The 18348-nt window shown below is 49.4% G+C and carries 16 protein-coding genes and 1 pseudogene; 9 read left to right on the top strand and 8 right to left on the bottom strand.

The features are described 5' to 3' along the window. Nucleotides 1–1249: 1249 nt before the first annotated feature. Nucleotides 1250–2347: an integrase domain-containing protein gene (locus KJB29_RS18280; RefSeq protein ID WP_215735757.1), complete on the top strand. Its 1098-nt coding sequence runs from the start codon at nt 1250–1252 to the stop codon at nt 2345–2347. 218 nt (nt 2348–2565) lie between these two features. On the opposite strand, the gene KJB29_RS18275 is transcribed toward KJB29_RS18280, so the two are convergent. Then, nucleotides 2566–2922 (bottom strand): helix-turn-helix domain-containing protein, encoded by a 357-nt coding sequence (locus KJB29_RS18275; protein ID WP_039742808.1) that lies wholly within the window; start codon nt 2920–2922, stop codon nt 2566–2568. 171 nt (nt 2923–3093) lie between these two features. On the opposite strand from KJB29_RS18275, the gene KJB29_RS18270 reads away from it, so the two are divergent. The 5 genes from KJB29_RS18270 to KJB29_RS18250 all read left to right on the top strand — a co-directional run bounded on the left by KJB29_RS18270 (nt 3094) and on the right by KJB29_RS18250 (nt 6266). Further along, nucleotides 3094–3426 (top strand): hypothetical protein, encoded by a 333-nt coding sequence (locus tag KJB29_RS18270; protein ID WP_215735756.1) that lies wholly within the window; start codon nt 3094–3096, stop codon nt 3424–3426. Between the two features lie 31 nt (nt 3427–3457). Further along, nucleotides 3458–3811 carry a hypothetical protein gene (locus tag KJB29_RS18265; RefSeq protein WP_215735755.1) on the top strand — a complete coding sequence of 118 codons (354 nt, stop codon included), beginning with the start codon at nt 3458–3460 and terminating at the stop codon, nt 3809–3811. A 73-nt stretch (nt 3812–3884) separates the two neighbouring features. Next, complete coding sequence (locus KJB29_RS18260; RefSeq protein WP_215735754.1) at nt 3885–4763, top strand: helix-turn-helix transcriptional regulator; 879 nt, start codon at nt 3885–3887, stop codon at nt 4761–4763. 189 nt (nt 4764–4952) lie between these two features. Then, nucleotides 4953–5966: a hypothetical protein gene (locus tag KJB29_RS18255; protein WP_215735753.1), complete on the top strand. Its 1014-nt coding sequence runs from the start codon at nt 4953–4955 to the stop codon at nt 5964–5966. 48 nt (nt 5967–6014) lie between these two features. Continuing rightward, on the top strand, nt 6015–6266 hold the full coding sequence (locus tag KJB29_RS18250; RefSeq protein WP_207163267.1) for a hypothetical protein: 252 nt from the start codon (nt 6015–6017) through the stop codon (nt 6264–6266). A gap of 52 nt (nt 6267–6318) precedes the next feature. Here KJB29_RS18250 and KJB29_RS18245 read toward each other — a convergent pair whose 3' ends face one another. Next, a complete protein-coding gene (locus tag KJB29_RS18245) occupies nt 6319–6600 on the bottom strand; it encodes an integration host factor subunit alpha (protein ID WP_215735752.1) in 282 nt (93 codons plus the stop codon). Between the two features lie 213 nt (nt 6601–6813). Between KJB29_RS18245 and KJB29_RS18240 the strand changes: the two genes are divergently transcribed. Continuing rightward, nucleotides 6814–7050 (top strand): helix-turn-helix domain-containing protein, encoded by a 237-nt coding sequence (locus tag KJB29_RS18240; protein WP_215735751.1) that lies wholly within the window; start codon nt 6814–6816, stop codon nt 7048–7050. Next, complete coding sequence (locus KJB29_RS18235; protein WP_215735750.1) at nt 7047–8294, top strand: type II toxin-antitoxin system HipA family toxin; 1248 nt, start codon at nt 7047–7049, stop codon at nt 8292–8294. The genes KJB29_RS18240 and KJB29_RS18235 overlap by 4 nt, the downstream gene beginning before the upstream one ends. A 326-nt stretch (nt 8295–8620) precedes the next feature. Here the strand turns inward: KJB29_RS18235 and KJB29_RS18230 are convergent, their stop codons facing one another. The 6 genes and pseudogenes from KJB29_RS18230 to KJB29_RS18200 form a co-directional block, all read right to left on the bottom strand. Further along, nucleotides 8621–9013 carry a hypothetical protein gene (locus KJB29_RS18230; RefSeq protein WP_215735749.1) on the bottom strand — a complete coding sequence of 131 codons (393 nt, stop codon included), beginning with the start codon at nt 9011–9013 and terminating at the stop codon, nt 8621–8623. A 289-nt stretch (nt 9014–9302) separates the two neighbouring features. Further along, nucleotides 9303–10316 (bottom strand): WD40/YVTN/BNR-like repeat-containing protein, encoded by a 1014-nt coding sequence (locus KJB29_RS18225; RefSeq protein ID WP_215735748.1) that lies wholly within the window; start codon nt 10314–10316, stop codon nt 9303–9305. After that, nucleotides 10292–10699, bottom strand: coding sequence for a universal stress protein (locus KJB29_RS18220; RefSeq protein WP_215735747.1), 408 nt, complete (start codon nt 10697–10699; stop codon nt 10292–10294). The genes KJB29_RS18225 and KJB29_RS18220 overlap by 25 nt, the downstream gene beginning before the upstream one ends. 35 nt (nt 10700–10734) lie before the next feature. Then, a complete protein-coding gene (locus KJB29_RS18215) occupies nt 10735–13089 on the bottom strand; it encodes an efflux RND transporter permease subunit (RefSeq protein ID WP_215735746.1) in 2355 nt (784 codons plus the stop codon). A 275-nt stretch (nt 13090–13364) separates the two neighbouring features. After that, nucleotides 13365–15064 (bottom strand): annotated as a pseudogene (locus KJB29_RS18210) (DUF1302 domain-containing protein). A gap of 50 nt (nt 15065–15114) precedes the next feature. After that, on the bottom strand, nt 15115–16569 hold the full coding sequence (locus KJB29_RS18200) for a DUF1329 domain-containing protein (protein WP_215735744.1): 1455 nt from the start codon (nt 16567–16569) through the stop codon (nt 15115–15117). Between the two features lie 904 nt (nt 16570–17473). On the opposite strand from KJB29_RS18200, the gene KJB29_RS18195 reads away from it, so the two are divergent. Beyond that, entirely contained in the window at nt 17474–18292 is an 819-nt protein-coding gene (locus KJB29_RS18195) for a HesA/MoeB/ThiF family protein (RefSeq protein WP_215735743.1), read from the top strand. Nucleotides 18293–18348: the final 56 nt, after the last annotated feature.

Here is an 18348-nt window from a genome sequence, read left to right as displayed (position 1 = left end):
CCGTATTTGCCATGAACTTCTCCGCAAACACGGCCGCCGCTTGAGTTGGGAGTGTCTACTATTGACAGGACACCTCATTTTTCGCTCAAGTTTTCGTCCGCGGCGCCGATATGATAAATACTACTTGTCCATTCGTGGACACTCCTCGGCCTTTCAGGCGGAGGACACACCGGTCCTTGTCACCGGTTTCTGGAACAATGGAACATTTGGCAGGTATCCAACCATCCATGCCTGCTTTTTCACTCCGTTGTTCCCGCTGGATGGTAGCTTGGTTGGATCTATCCGCGCCAGGTCTTGTCTTCGACGAACCTAGCGGGCCCGCTTTCCCGTCACGCATACACGCCAATTAGTCGGTGTGTCCCTGTGCCGCAAACACTCACCCTACCTGTGTCCTCTCTCCTTTTTTCTCTCCAATCATACTGAGAACAAGAGCCTGAAAAAATTGATTAAGACCGCTATGGGGGGGATGCATGCCCTTGGTCTGATCCGCATGGGTCGATTCAGTTGGACTTGATACCAATTGGGTACGGAAGCATGCCGTAGTCCCGAGCAGTAGTTCACTTGTCTTGCGAAACCCCTCACCAAAGCGGATTGTTGGCGCGATATATTGCGTCAAGCTGGAAATCGGTTCCGGTTCCGCCCTTTCGGACTTCCTCCCACTCCACCTTCTACATTAATCGACACTAACACCGTCAGCTTTGAGCGAGCCGGGCCCCGGCGCTCTTTCACCGGAGCCGGCAAGGAACAGCGTTGGTGATTACATATAAGCCCTTAGCGCCAGCAACATGCCGATCAGAGGCGAAATTTCGGCATTCCCGAAACGCTGTTTCTGGCGGAGAAGGGAAAGAGCGCCGGGGGCGAAGCGGCCACTGACGGGCTTTTACGAGCCGTTCACAAAGAGCCGCGATTATCAGAAGCAATGATTTCCACCACCAGAATGATGAGCTCGGGAACTGCGCCCGAAGAATCCTCGTTGTTCGCCTGTCACACACGCGCGCCGTAGAAATACGGCCCCTTCCGTCTTGGGTTAAAGGGGAGCGGCAATCGCGGGGTCGTTAGACTCGACGCTTGAGAGGGCGTCTTACCGTGCCCGAGGTCTCACCAACGGGTGAGTAACTAAGGGGTTCCTTCGGGAATTTTGCATACCACTCTACGATATCGAAAGAGGTGATGCGAGCCGAACGCCCATCTACATGGGCGCTGGGCCCGCATCATCTGCCCTGATATCCCACGGATAAGGAGGTGTAACATGGCAAAAGTAAAGGTAAGGATTCGTGGCAAGAACGGTAAGATCACCACAACAAAGACTGTTGTGCCTCCTCCGAAACCAGGTGGGCCGTCGGGCAAGACCTATCGGACCCCACGGGCAGAGTTTCGGGCGGAGTACATGTCGGGCTCCAAACACACGATGGCCGAGGGAACGGCGAAAAAGTTCCACGAGGCCTTGGATAAGGCAGGAGAATACATGCGCAGGTACGAGGGATTGAAGAGCTTTGCCGGAAATGGCATGAAGATGCCCCACGTCGAGCGTTTTGTCGATTACTTGATAAACAGGTATGTATCTGAGCACACTGGCCGGCCGCTTACCGACAAAAGCATTAAGGATATTTTGGGGCAATTCCGCAAAGTGCTTCTGGTAGTTGGCAAGGAGCACATGCTGCGGGACTATGCCTCCTATGACCTCAAGGTTACTCGCGAGGATCTCGAACGCCCTATTGCGTTCCCTGCGGAGTGGAGTACGGAGCGGGCTGCATTTCAAGCGCGCATGGAAGAGAAAGCAGAATGGATCGGTGCCGCCGCCGAGTTGGGGTTGGCGTTTGGCCTGCGCGAGCAGGAGCGGATTAGATCGCAAGATATGCTCACAAAAGTAAACGGAGAGTATTTTGCCACGTATAAGTGCGGCCCCCTGTTGTCCGTCACGGGCCGTCAACTGACGGAGCGCTACGGTCCCACCTTCAGAGACCGCCTTGAATTGGTACAGGAGGGAAAGGAGTATCTAATCGTCCAGGGCGCTAAAGGCGGCCGCAACCGTCCTGCCGAGATGTACAATGATGTGCGCAGGGCTGCTGTCGAACGAGTCCGGAATTATATCCAGACGCACAAGGCAGAGCACAGGCAACACATGTCGATCATCCCTGATAGATTTTCCTTACAGGAAGGACGTGATCGGTACGGGGATGCTCAGGAGAAGTGCGGCGGGACCAAGGGAAATCTGCTCCATTCCCACGCCGATCGGCACTGGGATGCGCAATATCTGAAGGCACAAGGCTGGAGCGACAAAGAAATTATTGAAGACAAAGGGCATTCCGACCCGCGAAAGATTGCTTATTACATTCCAAGAAAATAATATTGGAAGGGAACTAACAGAACGAGATGTCTAGTGTTGGTAACAAAATGTGCATTTAACGGGTCATGCCGGGTACAGGCTGTCAATCGGCATTTTATGACACCAATTGATGTGAGTGGGACTGGAGCCTTACGGGCCCTGTTCGAATCTCACCGACGAAAAAAAGGGGGTGGGAATCTTTTGATTCCCACCCCCTTTTTTCGTGAAATCGGATCGTATTAACGTTTCCTCGCGGCCAGTTGAGCCAAGGCTATAACCAGACGCTTGTCTTCAGTACTTGAAATTTTGGTGAAAATTTCGAGTAGAGTCTTCTCATCGGAAGGGAGGGAAGCTGTGCTAGCCCCCATAGCCTGTATGTCGGTTCTCAGAAAGAATGTAATCGGAACAGAAAGCGCGCGAGCAATTACCTGGATATTTTCAATATTTAACTTGTTCGTGCCATTTTCATAGCGTTGAATTTGCTGATACGAAACCTCAAGGATCTCTGCTAGCCGTTCCTGGCTAATTCCCAATTCCTTTCGGCGCCTCCTGATGGCTAGCCCTATTTCTTTGCTCGTTATTATGGCATTTTCCATCGCGAAACTATAACAAACAATATTTTATGGCTACCACCACTCAAAAAGAGCATTGTGTTTGCAAATGCACGTATAAAGTGTAAAATAAATAAGGTTATATGAATCCTTTCAGGAACAATCAGCCATTTTATGCATCTGATTGCTGTTAAGGCTGGGTAGAGGAGGGATAGCGTGAGGAGAAGGTTGCTTAGTGCCCTGGTTACGATCTTGGTTGCGCAGGCCGCCATAGCTGCCGAGCCGGTGGGGCTTAATAAATTTTACGCGAAAATACCTGCTCCTTCCCTTGATTCCAGTACGAAACTGGATGTTGTCAAGGATCTGAAGCCGGCAGCACCAGCAGAGGGGCAGGACCAGAAGGCTGTTGCTGGAGATGAGGCAAAAACTGAGGAGGAACGGCCTATTGGTGTTGGTAGCATCGCTTCCGATGTCGGACATGCCGTCGCGGTATTCTTCAGTAGTGCTGTGAACGTGGCCAACGTACTGCGGAAGGTGTTTGGTCCATAATTACCGCATTTATTAATAAAGGAGGCTCGCAATGTCTACTACCGATAACAAGGTCCGGACCAATACTTCCGTTGCCCGTTGGACCCTTTCGATTGCAGTTATCTCTCTTGCCCTCTCGGGAGCCTTTCCAATTCTTTTAAAGGTGAGCATTGCATCGTTTGCCATTTTTGCGATATGGCTTGTCGGTCGGTGTATTCACAACATTAGATACTGGCATACGAGGCCTCAACCGTTTACTAAAGTTTCTGCTGAATGGCCTCACCCTCCGGGGAGAAAGCCTGTGTTTCGAAAAGACGAAATCGATGAATATTCTGATTATATCTTCAATTTTCCCAGCAGTTATGGACTTGGACGCAGGTATAGGCTTGGGCGTCGAGAGGAATAATCAATTAAGTTAAGGACAATGAATATGTGGTGCAACGTTAAGTATAACTTCGAAACACTGTTCCGGAGCTGCTATGGGCGAAAACCAGAAGATACTGCAATACCAATGGTTTGACGATCAGGCCAGGTCAGATAAATATCCAAACGCAACTACTCTCGGGCGGCAGTTCGAGATAGTGCCGAAAACCGCCCAACGATCAATCGATTTCATGCGGGACCAGTTAAATGCACCGCTCCATTACAACCCATCACGAAAAGGATATTTTTACACTGACAAGACTTTCGTCTTGCCAGCTTCTGAGCCGACTCAGGAAGAAATGTTGGCTATCCTGCTCGCGCAAAACATCCTTGAAAACAGCGCAGAAGGATTCATAAGCAGACAGATAAGATCCTTTAGTCGCAAACTTTTCGGCAAGAATGGGGTCTTCGGAGTAACCGAAAAACGATTCCGGGAAGCATTTTCGTCCTCTTGGAATGAATATGCACCTACGCAAGGTCATGTTTTCAAAAAAGTGATGCAAGCCCTCCTTGACCATAAATACTTAACGATCACCTACACCTCACCAAAAGATAATTTACCCCTCTCGCGTACAGTAGAACCACATCATTTACAGCATTACATGGGCAGTTGGGGGCTTATCGCATTTTGTCATGTTCGCAATGAATGGCGATGGTTCATGTTGTCGCGAATGTCCAATATTGAAGCAAAATCTGAATCTTTCGTCCCAAAACCACGATCACAGTGGAAGAACCAACTGGAGGGCGGTTTTGGGATTTTCCAGGGTGATGAATTGGTCCTTGTCAGACTGCATTTCAATGCATTTCGAGCGCCGTGGATCAGGGAGCAAATTTGGCATAATGACCAAAAAATCGAGGAAGTGGGCGATGGTAGCGTAATCCTATCGTTTGATAAACCGAAATATCGGAATTGTCGTGATGCAATGGAATTTTGAGGGCCTGTTATGGAGACACATAATGTCCATTAGGATGTCTTCCCATTGGCTGGTTTTACTGACTCCAGTGATTTTTTTGCCCATAGTAATGGATAGAGCGTACGCAAACTTGATTTAACTGACTATGCAGACTTAAAGCGCCTAATCCTTGACGCGGAAGGAGAGGGACTTGGTGACCATTTAGTAGATGTGTATCATACGTACTTTCATCATTTCCTTGAGAGCGACAGGGATCTACTTGATGCCGGACATTCACTAAACACCCTCGAATTTAAAACATATCCGCCTTCTCACTTCCTTCCGACTGATGAAATAAAGCCCATTCTTGATGCCTCTATCTTTGAAAATGCCGAAAGGGTGAAATTTGAAAGAGACGTAGCAGTGCTACCTCATCTTGATTCTATACAACTTGGTGATGTTTTTATATCAAGAGAGGCAATTCCTTATGAAAATCGAGAGGTCCTTGTTGTATTAACTCAAGCATGTGATCTTCAGCATGGCAATGCCAAAAGCATTTTACTCATAAAGGGTTCGCTAAAACCTTACTCAATTCAAAATTATCGCATCCCTAATGCACCGCGTACTCCAATCATTGACATAGACGGGGCGTTTTTTGTCATAGATTGGGATGAAAGTTGGCCAATAACCTGGTCCATTGATTCTCTTGATGAACTGCTTGGGCTTGATGGCAAGTACCAGAAAATAAGACGTTTTCGTTCCTTATACGGCTTACAGTTGCAACAACGGTTCATTGGCAATCTTGGTAGGGTTGGTACTCCTGCCTCAATGCAAGCTACCTGGCCAGTTGGATTATCTGTCTTTTATAGAAATTCGAGGAGTGAAGCTCAGGAGCTTGCTAACTTTCCTATAGGGGAAACACTTGCCGCTTGTATTGCAGGCCGTGGCGAAAAGGAAAAACTAGAAAATATCATAATATACCCAGAAGCCGTCAGAAAGATATGTAGCAAAATATCGGAACTAAATGATGGAGACATGCAAGCTTTACATCTATCTGCTTTAAAAGCTAGCGCACTTGACCCTGTTTTTAGAAGAAACTTGCGTGGGCCCTTAAAATTTAAGTCAGATGCCAATAGCACCCCTCAAGAGGGTGTACTTGGACAGATAGAGCTTCGTAGCAAAAATCCTGTTCAAGTTGGACAACGTGTTGACAAATTCTTAATAGTCAACGTTCTATACGAGTAAATCCTACACATTGAAAGCGAGTGCTTGGAGTTTGAGGGAGAGTGTCCAATGGCTAATCGAACTGGCAAACCTTACAAAGATGGGGAACTTGAAGTAATTCTTAGTCTTGCACCAACCAAGGACAACATCAGATGGCTTAGCATCCTTCTTGAACGGTCTGAGGAGGCTATAGAAATTGTCTATAAAATTGCCTTTGAGCACGGACCCTTTGGGGAGAATGCTGATATACAGGAGCGTAAAATCATCGATGCCAAAGAACGGGTGGGTATAAGTATCGGAAGGCGAAAGTCAAGAGCATAATAATACTGGCAATGCAGAGCGGGGAGAATTGATTATCTAGTTCAAGTTGCAGTTAAGGTTCATGATTAATCCTATTCTTCAATATAAGGCTCGGCTTGAATGTCAGGACCTTCCGTGACGAAATGGTGATTGCCTCCCCGGTCTGCGGGTTCCTTCCGGTTCTGTCGGCCTTTTGCCGAACGGCAAAATTCCCGAACCCGCTAATCTTCACATGCCCTTCGGTCACAATGGCATCCTTGAGCGTTTCCATGACGAGTTCCACCAGTTCAACGGCTTCCTTCTTCTGGCAAGAGATCTTTTCCTGAATTCTGTCGGCTAAATCGGCTTTCGTCATCTTCCGGACTCCTCATCAAATTTGCGTAGACCCTGTAAATACCACAAGTTGAACAAATTTCCATACAAAGACATATCATCTACAATCGAAGATAATGAACCTTTCCGCGCTTCATTTGACAACGATATATACGATCATATATTTTGTGCTTTTATTTTATTATCAAAGGTGCTATATCTGCGAACGTATATATAAATTGGGGGTGCGAAAAAAATGAAGATTTCGAATCCTGAAGACATCGGACGGATCATCAAGCAGAAGCGCAAAGAGGATGGTCTAACCCTCGAAGAGGCGGCTGCAGTCTGCGGGGTGAGCTACGCTTTCATGTCTGCCTTGGAAAATGGTAAAGAGACGGTACGCCTGAATAAGGTGTTCCAGGTATTGAAATGCCTGGGAATTGAGCTGGAAGCAAAGCTGCGGACATGGTCAGTGCCAGGAGATGAACCATGACCGCTGCCCTGCTGGTAAGAATTGATGATGTCGTGGTCGGACGGCTCTGGCTGGACGAGAAAAAGCGATTCTGTTTTCAATACGACAAGGAGTGGCTGGAGAGTACGAATATCCCCCTGTCGCTCTCATTGCCGTTGCGGCCGGAACCCTATCTTGACGACGAGTCGCATCCCTTTTTCGCCAACCTTCTTCCCGAAGAGAAGATCCGAGCCGTGATCGCCCGGAATCTCGGTGTTTCCGTGAATAACGACTTCGGGCTGCTGGAGCGGATCGGTGGGGATTGCGCCGGCGCGGTTTCTCTTTATCCCGAGACCGGGAAACCTAAGCACGAGCCCAGCAGATATCGCCAGCTTTCGCCGGATGAACTGGATGCCATCATCAGGGAATTGCCACGGCGACCGCTTCTCGCCGGTGAGAAGGGGATACGGCTCTCCCTAGCAGGGGCGCAGAAGAAACTGCCGGTTTATTACGATGACGAGCACTTCCATCTCGGCTACGGAGCTTTCCCTTCCAATTACATCATCAAGCCGGCAATCGAGGAACTGGACGGTACGGTGGAGAACGAGGCATTCTGCATGGCCCTGGCCCAAGAGGTCGGCCTGGAAGTACCTCGGTCGTTCATCTATCAGCACGAAGAGACCAAGGTATTTGTCGTCAAGCGGTATGATCGCGTCACCAAGGCTGATGAAACGAAAAGGCTCCATCAGGAGGATTTCTGCCAGGCGCTCGGGATTCCGCCCGAGTTCAAGTACGAAACCGAGGGGGGACCATCGCTGGCGGCGTGCTTCAACCTGCTGCGCAATTCCAGCATCAGGTCAGGCAAGGACGTACTGTCGCTCCTGAACTGGGTGATCTTCAACTACCTAATCGGCAACTCCGACCACCACGGCAAGAATCTCTCCCTGTTGCTCCTTCCGGAAGGGCCGATGCTGGCTCCCTTCTACGATCTGCTCTCGACCAGGATCTATGCCCATTTCGGTCTGGCGGAAGGGCTGGCCATGAAGATTGGTGGCGAAAACGATCCGGATGCAATCCGGAAGAAGCATTGGGAACTGTTCGCCGAGGAGGTCGGCATCAAGCCGCGACTGGTGATTACTCGTGTCGCAGAACTGGCGAAGAGGATTGAAGACGCCCGCTTGCAGCTCTTCAAGGGTGCTTTTGCACCCTACAAGTGCGATACCCTGTATCGCTTGATGGAATTTATAGTGGAGCAGGTAGAGAGCACCCTGCGAAGGCTGTCATAATGTGACTGAAAGGAAACAAGCGGCCACATGGGCGGCCTCTATCTGACCCAGAGCATCTTATTCCATCCCAAACATTTCCGACGGTGATGTGATTGGGATACTCTTCTTCCGCCGGAGTTTTGTTGCGTCAAAGTCTTTGACACCCAAGTCGACGCCCGCTTCTGACGCAACAATCTTCAAAATTACCCCTTCCACATCTCTTTCTTTATCCAGAATCACTGAGGCCCTGTTTTCAAAGAGCTGAAAGTTCCAGCGTTCCCATGCAGGAGCGTGGGAACGGGAGATTTACCGTTTAATCACCGTAAAGATAATAACCATCGCGTTGCTTATTCCCTCTCAGATTCTGGCACTATTATCATGCAGGAAGTGGCACCAGAGTGTTTAATCGCGATATCACCATTTCTTATCCTTCCCTCAACCACAACCCCTTTTATAAAGTGATCGCCTTCGTAGCCAGTAATCTTGACCGTTCCCTCCTCACTTCTTTGCGTAATATTGTTAAAATGATAATAAAAACGGTATACTGGAACTAAATCATTGAGGCAGAACTCCTCCTTAGCCAACTTGTTCCCTCCATGGAAAAGGTAAACGGTTTCGCCTGTTTTGGCGAGAGTGACTGTCTTAACTTGGGCTTGTGGATTAACAGTGGCACAGGCCGATACAAAAACGGCCAGTAAAAGCATCGCAATTACCACAACCAATTGTTTCACGCTGCTCATAAACCCTCCTCATTCTTCGATAAGTTGTGTTCCCGTTTCGTTATCCAGGAGACGATCCGGAGGCATTTCTGGACTATGTGTCAATTGTTGGTGCCAATGAAGCAACATCAGGAGTTGGAAGACAATCGTCTCGACCTTCTAGCAATGTTTACCGACGATTGACCACCGAAAGGTGGTCAGAGGATCTTTCAACATGCCGCTGTGCGCGGTCCACGGTTTTGAAAGCCCCAGCTTTGCGAAAACCCGATAGTTTCCTATAGCTCTGCCGTGAGTGTACTGTTCACATGATTCACTTAACGTTGGCAGGTCCTGCTGCAGAAAATATAACCGGTACACCTTTCGAATTGAGCACGACGGCAGTCAGCGCCACGCGGTCCGGCCGCGACGAAATACTCAAACTACGGCATTCATCGGTGCTCTGAAGTGAAACTCCGTCCAGACCTACAGCGAAGATTCGACCATCAGAACTCTCGGTAATGTCGGTAATAGAACTTTTTGTACCGGCATCCATCTCTTTCCAGTGCTCACCGCCATCTTCGCTGCACAAGATCCTCCCCCTCAGTCCTCCCACGACCAGTGAGCCATTTCTAAGAGCTACTCCGGTCCATAACGTCGCCGGATAACCGGTATCAATTACTTTCCAAGTCTGACCGTCATCTGTAGACTTGAAAACCGTCCCGCGTTCGGCAGCTATGAAGAGGCCTCCCTTTTTGTCCGCGAACACGGCATACAGATTCTTGTCGCCCTTCGTGGCGCCGGCAGCAATTGGTAGTTTCACCACATCCCAGGAGTTACCTCCATTGGTGGTCTTGAGAAGCAGTCCCCATAGACCGGCCGCGAAACCATGTTTGCTGTCCTTGAACCAGACCGTAAATAACGGCCGGTCGGAATTCAGATCTTCCCGTTGAATGGTCCACGTCTCACCACTGTCCACGGTGTGGAGAACCACACCCAGATGGCCAACCGCCCACCCCTCCTTATTGTCGACGAAAGTCACAGAATTCAGCGTAAGACGGGTCGGCACCGCTTTGGCTTGTCGGAACGTTTTCCCTTGGTCGTCCGAAAGCAGGACAACGCCATGCACCCCGACTGCGACTATTCGCTGCCCGGCCATAGTAGCTCCCAGCATCATGGCCTTGACGGCACCTGGCATTACCTGCGCAGGCCGATCCTTGAAAACCGGCGAATCCCCAGGATGCTGCTTAGCGTACGCAGACAGCAAGGAGAGAAGGGACAGCAACACCACAACGCCCACAAACGAATTTACTTTTCTATTCATCATTTCACCACCATGACTGGGCATTCAGCCTCATGTAGAAGAATATTGCTGATAGACCCGAATACCAAACGCTTCGCAAGCCCATGACCACGACAGCCGGTAACGATCAAATCCGCATTTTCCTTTGCAACTTTCTCCAAGATTTTTTGTTTAGGGTCCCCGACAAGAATCTCTGTTCGAACAGACAATCCGGCAGACTCGGCAACCACGCGAGCACGCTCCAATGCCTCTGCCATCTGCTGCGTCTCCACTGGATCTGTAATGATCGGTTCGCCTTCGGCATTCAGAGCTGTCCCCATCAACACGGAGACGATCACCAACTCCGACGATGCAGCCGCCAACCGGCCAAGTGTGTGCAGCGCGCGTTGCGATGACTCCGAACCATCATAAGCTAAAATAATTTTCATCGAACCAATACCTCAAGCATTCGATTTTCATAGAATCAATGTTTCAAGATTGAGGGCGAATATGCCGGTTTCTTGCGTTTAAATACTCGTTCTAGAACCACTGCAAAAGCAGGCAGCGCAGTGAACGCCATGACAAGGTTTACGATGAACATGAAGGCCAGGAGCTTCCCCATGTCAGCCTGAAATTTAAGCGTCGAGAACGACCAGGTTGCAACACCGATGGATAGCGTGATCGCCGTAAATATTGTTGCCATCCCTTCGAATTCCAATGCATATCCCATCGCGGTTACAATCGGATCGCCGTCGGCGAGGTGCATCTGCAACCGGTTGTAGATATACAGGGCATAATCGACACCGATGCCGACCGCCAGAACCATCACCGGCAATGTCGCCACTGTGAGGCCGATCTGGAACTCCTTCATGAACCAATAACCGACGAACGTACCAACTGTCAGCGGCAGACAGCAGGCAATGGCTGACCTGAAGTCGCGATAAACCAGCAGCACCATGATCACGATTGCAGCGTAAACATACAGCAGCATCGGTGTCTCGCTTTTCTCCAACTCGTCATTGATGGCTGCCAGTACTCCGGCATTCCCAGATGCCAGCCTGATTGCTATGTCCGGCCGTACCTCCCGCTTGCGAAAATCCTTTATAGCTGAAACCAGACGGTTTATGGTGGTCGCCTTGTGATCTTTCAGAAAGAAGTGAACTGCCGTCATACTACAATCGCTGTTCACATAGCCCCTGTTGCGGGCAATCTCAGCGGCAAGCCCGGCGAAATTGCCCGGGTCATTCGGGATAACCGCCATTTTGGGAGTACCTTCGTTATACCCTTGGCTGTAGGTACGGAGCTGACCGGCAAAAGACTTCACTGCAAGCACTCCCGGCACATGCTGCATTTCCCAAATAAAATCGTCCTGATACCTGCCGATGTCGATGTTCTCGGTAGAATTCGGCGCAGCCTCAAACACCACGGTCAGCCAATCCAAGCCCATATCATAGCTTTCGGTGATAGCCACGGCATCCCGGTTGTAACGCGATTCGGGCCGCAATTCTGGCGCGCCGGGCTGCAGAGTGCCGACGATCCTTCCATGGCTCAACCAGATGGAAACACCCAACAACACCATGGTTAGACAGGTTACGATAACCGCATTGCGAGGCTTGGCCACCGCAGCGATCATCTTAATGACACGGGCACGTGCTTCGCGCCTCAGCATCGCCTTGTGGGCATATTCTGTACTGAAATTGCAAAATGAAACGGCTACGGGCAGCATCACCAGATTCGTCAGTATCTTGTAGCCGACCCCGAGTGAGGCCGTGACTGCGAGTTCTTTGATCATGGGAATCGGAATAAGTAATAAAGTTATGAATGAGATGAAGGCGGTTACCAGCGCCAGTACACCGGGAATCAGCAGGCCGGTAAAACTCTCCCGGGCGGAATCCATCGTCGTTTTGCCTCTTGCAAGACAACGCACGATAAAGTTGATCTGTTGCACGCCGTGGGAAACACCGATAGAGAATACGAGGAAGGGAACCAATACAGCAAGTGGATCAAGGCCGTAGCCCAAAATCTTCAGGGTGCCGAACTGCCAGACCAGAGAGGTAAACGAGCAGGCAAGGGGCAAGACCGTCATGCGTACCGAACGACAGTACCAATAGACGGCAAGCGCTGTAAGCAGTAATGCGAATGCGCAAAAGACCTCCACAGAAGCAGCGCCCTCGGCAATATCGCCTATCTGCTTGGCAAAACCGATAATTTGGATCTCAAAGTTTTTGTCTTCAAATTTTTTGCGAAGTTCATTGAGGTTCTTGTTATAAGCTATATAGTCAATCTTAACGCCTTGCGCATCAACTTCGGCAAGTTCAGCCGTGATCATGGCGCTGGTTTGATCCCGTGAAACGAGGCTGCCTATATAGCCCCCTTGGCTTGTGGCTCGCTCAATATTTCCGATCACCTCAGGCGTCAGCGCATCGGAAGTCACCGTTCCTGGAATAATCGGCTTTGCACTGAAACCTTCCTCGGTAATTTCATTAACAAAACTATTGGGCGTCCATAGTGACTGCACACCCATACGATCGACGTTCGGCATGTTAATGACAGCCTGCGTCACCTCGTAGAGACGGGCAAGGGCTGCCTTGTCCCAAATAGTGCCTTTTCGGGCCTTTACGACAATAGTCAGGCGGTTGGCGCCAAATAATTGCTCCCGATATTTTTGGAAAGTTTGGACATATTCATGGCCTATCGGCATCTGCTTCTCAAAGCCAGCTTCCATCCGCAATTGTATGGCGAAAAATCCCATGACAACGGTAAAAGCAAGCAGTACCCCAAGAACGCCCAATCGATGCCCAAAGACAAAAGATTCTAGTATTTCTACCAATTTCTTCACAAAAGCCCCCAATCTTCACGGCCCAGCATCATTATCAAAACCTAGACCATCTCATGCTAACTTCATCGATTTAACTACTTAAGTCTATTAACAATGCATTAAGTTATCTACTGTGTTATAATCCGCAGAACCCTTTTAACTCAAAAAACTCGCGGGGAGGTTCTTTAGTCAATATTCGTTGGAGCCGCGCCACGGATTGCTACTGTCAAACTGCTTAGGATTGACAGTAGCAATCCGCTTTACGCCTGCCGGGTGAGATGAGAATCATCGATATGTCAGAAACTGTAGCTCACGAAAGCACCAATGAAATCTCTGTCTTTGTAGTACTGTCTCTCCACCACGGTGTTATTCTGGTATGGTGCAGCAAACCAGGTTGTGTAGTTGATGCCGCCCTGCCATTTAGTTGGATTTTGGTTAAACAGAACGTAAAAGTTGGACGACATGTTGCCTTCCATGAACTGGGCCGTGAAGTTGGGGGTGTCGCCCAGCACGCCATGTGACAGGGTGACGCCTGGAGTAATCTGCCAGCCGGGAATAATATTCCCGTCATAGGTCCAGTTGAAATCAACCGTGTAACCCCACGAAGCGTCCGTCCCGATGGAGGCAGAAATGGGATGGGAAGGATCCGACCTGTCGAGCGGCACAAGGTAAGCTGAATCCGCAACCTGATGAACAGGCACGCCATCAATGGTACGCGTAACCCCCTTGCTGACACCCGGATAGTACACAACAGCTGTTTCAGCGGTGAGGAATGCGGTGTTAGCACCCAACAGATCTAGGAACCAACCGTGGTCGCCCGGGGTCAGAGAGAGCATTGTTGTAATGCTCCACTGATGCTTCTGGAAATCTTTGTACATCGGCAAATTGGCGACTGTCACGCCATTGGTATTAGCATCTAGTGGCCCTCCAGGACCAAAACCTCCACCGAGCGCGACTGCGTCATGGGGCCGATATGAATACTCCATACCTACCGCCCAGTTGCCGGCAGGGAAATTGGCAGTCACCCCATACATTTGACGATTTTTCAGGAACTCCCACTGGTAATTGCTCCCATTAACAAGGTTAAGCACTGGGAACTGATCATGGTAATTTACAAAATACAACCCAAGATTTATTTTGGAATCGGGTGGCGCCCAATGCAACGACAAGCCAAACTGCTTGAAATCCCAATCTCTGGGTGTTTTGTCGTTAAGAACCGGCACAGGTATATCACCATTGGCAGTGATTGCGTCAATTGCCTGCGCATCAGTGAGACTTCGCTTCCCTGTGAGCGTATACTGATCCGGACCGAACACATTAAAATTCTTACCACTGATAGACGATACGACTCGACCCTTGTCGTACATGTCTGCGATGGTGCTGAAGTAGGAACCGACAGGGGCTATTCGAGTACGGCGCCAATCGGCCTGCCAGAAAGCTTCAGCAGATAAACCGCCCGGCAAGGATGTTGCCACACTTATCGCGGGGATTGGCAGGAAAGCCTCCTTTAATTGAGTCCCCGGCACAAGCAGCTTCTGAAAATCGAGGACGTTGTTGCTTATACCACCAATGTTATAAAGCGCCTCTCCCCAACTGATTACTTGGTTCCCAACTTTAACACGACCATTTTGTTCTCCGACTGAAAAGTGGTGTCCCCCGCCTTAAAATCATACTTCCATACGCCTCGTGTAAAACCTTTCCAGCCATCCGGGATATTCAGCAATAATTCATGGCTTCCTTTTATGTAGGCTGTGTAAAAGTCGCCTTTTTTGTAATTGCGATTACCATCGTCACCGGCCGACCATTGTGCCTCGTTTCCTTCACCGGTAATGCCGGGATTCTGGTTCAGCAAGCGGTTGCCAAATCCCATCCCTATAGTCGAGTCAAGTGCCGCCCTCACCTCTCCTACCTCGAATTCAAAAGCGTAAGCGGGTGTCGATATAATCAGACCGCAGATACCAGCTCCAGTTAGAGTTCTACAGATTCCTTTTCTCACATGCGCCTCCCAACCTTAGACAGATAAATACGCTTGCAGATACATGCAATTCAGCGCTCACTGTTCGCACGCAGTGTTTCGGAGGTAAAGAAATCTGGCTTCAAACGAGAATCGTTACTAGCATCCTTGGAATACACATAATCTTTTTTCGATCCAAATTGCACAAGGTCGGAAAGGTATCTGCCACTGTTCAGATCGTAAAAATTTTGCATTGACAAGTTGGAGCAGGTCCCTCCAAGCTCCCAGACGGGATAAATCGGATTTTCCTTTACTTTCCAAATCTTTCCGTTTGCGTCGTAATCGTCGCCTACTGAAGCTATCCAGGTATCCTCGTCGAGATAGAGGGTCTTTTTCGGCGTTGAGTGACGGACTCCCTTCTTGACGGTACCAACAACCTCGAGTACCCGGTGGAGTTCATATCGACGTACCTCAGGGTTTACGAACTTCGGCCCCATTGCCTTGTCAATGGGATAGGTAAAGTCTGTTACTTTAAAATTATTGTAAGGGATGAAGATTTCCTTATGGCCGACGATCTTCCAGTCAAACCGATCAGGGTTTCCGAAGTACAACGCTTGCATATCTACAGGATATTGGTTCTCGAATCCGATCATAGGTGCGTCATAGGCATACGTGGGGAGACGACGCACTCGCCGTTGACCCGGGAAATAGTAAAAAGACTCGGTGTCTTGATCGAAAAAGTAGCGCTGTACAATGGCCTGCCCGGCAAGGGCTGCAGGACTCTGAAAGGCGTAATACAAATATTGCACTGCACTGGCCCGGTCTTTTGGATTGTGGGTTCCCTTTACTCCATGCGGCCAATAGTAAACCTGCTCCCACTTGATCCTGAGGTCTTTTTTGGTTCCCGGCGCAGCGGAAACGTAAGAAGTACCGAATTGATCTATCCCCGCCCCCTGATACCGCACAAGATAGTTCCAGACCGCCTCCACCCCACTTTTCGGGTTCGGGAACGGAACACCTGGGAGCGTGGCAGCATCAAGAGACCAGCCATCTCGTCCGATCTTTGACTTGCCCGAGGCGTTTTGCTTGGTGTTTGATACGACAAAATCAGGGAAGCTGCATTCCCGATGCGTCGGGTAGACGGGCATAGTGTATCCCTTGACGGTTTTCAATAGCTGGATCTGACCCTGCGTTAGATTTTTTGCATACTTATCGACGTTTGAGGCATCAATTACATATAACGGTTTCTCACCCTTGTGCTTCCAATAGTTGAATCGCACTTTGCCGGGTGACCAGCCGGACATTGGCTTGCTGTCACCAGTCCACGCTGGAATGGTCCCCTCTTTGTTGCCTCCCTGCTCAGCGCCTATCGGAGTCTTTTCCCCGGCGTTTGCCGATGAGACGGCGATGGCAAGAGCAAGCAGGCCAACCAACGTAGGGGTAGTAGATATTCTTTTGACAATGCACGTGACTGTCGCTACCACCCCACTTTTGCAGGCAGGCAGTTGCGCTACCGACCTTCGGCTCTCTGTTGTTAAATTTTCCATACCTTACTCCTTAATTAGATTGTGCTGCTTCCGGACCAGATTTCCGAACACATAGTCTCGTTACTTGGATCTACCGTAGTACATCATTTCACTTAGGCACCATCATCTCCGCTAGCGTATATCAAATAGAAATAGGGAGAATTGACCCAATTTCAGCACTAAACATACCAACTGCTACAAGCAACTTGCCTTTCGGCACATAAGCTTCAATCCTGAAACTGCATATTGCTGAAATGACTAATAAAACAATGGTATACCCAAGTACGAGAAGTCGAAATTATAAGTGTAAGACATTTTAAATAAAAAACTCTTCACACATCATCGCATCAATTATGGACTTCGATGCACAATAGCATCAATTAACATAAAGCTTGAAACTAGTTGTTATCATTATGATAATTGTGTTAATCTCTACAATAATAGACATAAATCGGGTAAAGTTTTCAAAAATGCGTTACAAAAAATGAGTGATAAATTTAACTGTATTTAATCTGATGCTGTGATCGATGTAAGGGATGATCATGGGGTTCGGCAAGCTACAACCACCTCCTTAGTTCATGGAATAGCACATTGTTTTCAAATATTCTCACAACAAAATAGTTCTACTTTGTCACACTACACAAAGGTCAATAACTGTCAGATAATGTTGCGGAATCGTGGCATTTCATTCCATCGAAAAGAACCCCAGACCATGAAAGTTCTCCACTACCCCAAAGTCCAGTTCGAGCGATACGCCGAGGACATCATCTGCCATTGTCTCAATCGGAAGGATGCGGAGCAACTGAAGGGGGGAACTTGAAGAGCGGTTGGAAGATTGTGGCCTGGTTCTTCACCCGGAGAAAACTTAGCCTAACGAGGGAAGATTCCACTCTCGCCGTTTTTCCCCTCGAGGAAGGAGACTAAGATGCCATCACTGAAGGATTTCATCCGGGAGCGCACTGAAGGCGATCTAGTGCCGTGGCGCAGCCAGATGGAGGCTGCCAAGCGTTTCGCCCTCACCCTCGCCGAGACCGAAGGGACGATCCTGGAGATGGGGCTCCTGCCAGCCCGCTACCAGTGCAACCGCGAGATGCTCACCACCCAACAGCAACTCCGCCTCTTCCGAAGCACGGTTGCCGTCATTGGCTGCGGCGGGCTGGGGGGATACGTCATCGAGGAACTGGCGCGGCTCGGCGTCGGAACCATCATTGCAATCGACCCCGACATTTTCGTGGAACATAACCTGAACCGCCAACTCCTCTCAAGTCTGAGTCAGTTGGGGCATGCCAAGGTGGAGGCAGCGGCAGCTCGAATTGCCGGGATCAATCCGGCGGTCACCCTGGTTCCACTTAAAGAAATGTTTACCAAGGATAACGGGCCGGAGTTTCTACATGCTGCTCACGTGGCAGTGGATGCACTGGATTCGGTTTCGGTACGCCTGGAACTGGCCGAGGTCTGCGAAACACTGAATATTCCCTTTGTACACGGGGCCATCGGCGGCTGGTATGGCCAGGTTCTCAGCCAGTTGCCAGGAGAAGCGACGCTGCAAAAGCTCTACGCGGGCCGGGAGGCTGGAACTGGAATAGAGAAGAGGCTCGGCAATCCTTCGTTCACACCGGCAGTGATCGCCAGCCTGGAGGTGGCAGAAACCTGCAAAATTCTCCTTGGCTTGAGAAGGCGGGGGAAAAGAAGAAAACTCACCGTAAATTTGCTCGATATGGAAGTGGATGAAATAATTATTTAATACCTATGTGTTGAGTGCCACGACATCGTGGACAACTTTTTGTGCCATGACATCGT

It is taken from the genome of Geobacter grbiciae, assembly GCF_018531165.1.
Classification (GTDB): domain Bacteria; phylum Desulfobacterota; class Desulfuromonadia; order Geobacterales; family Geobacteraceae; genus Geobacter; species Geobacter metallireducens.
The sequence above is the reverse complement of the archived record's forward strand: the minus strand, read 5'-3'. Positions and strand labels throughout refer to the sequence as shown.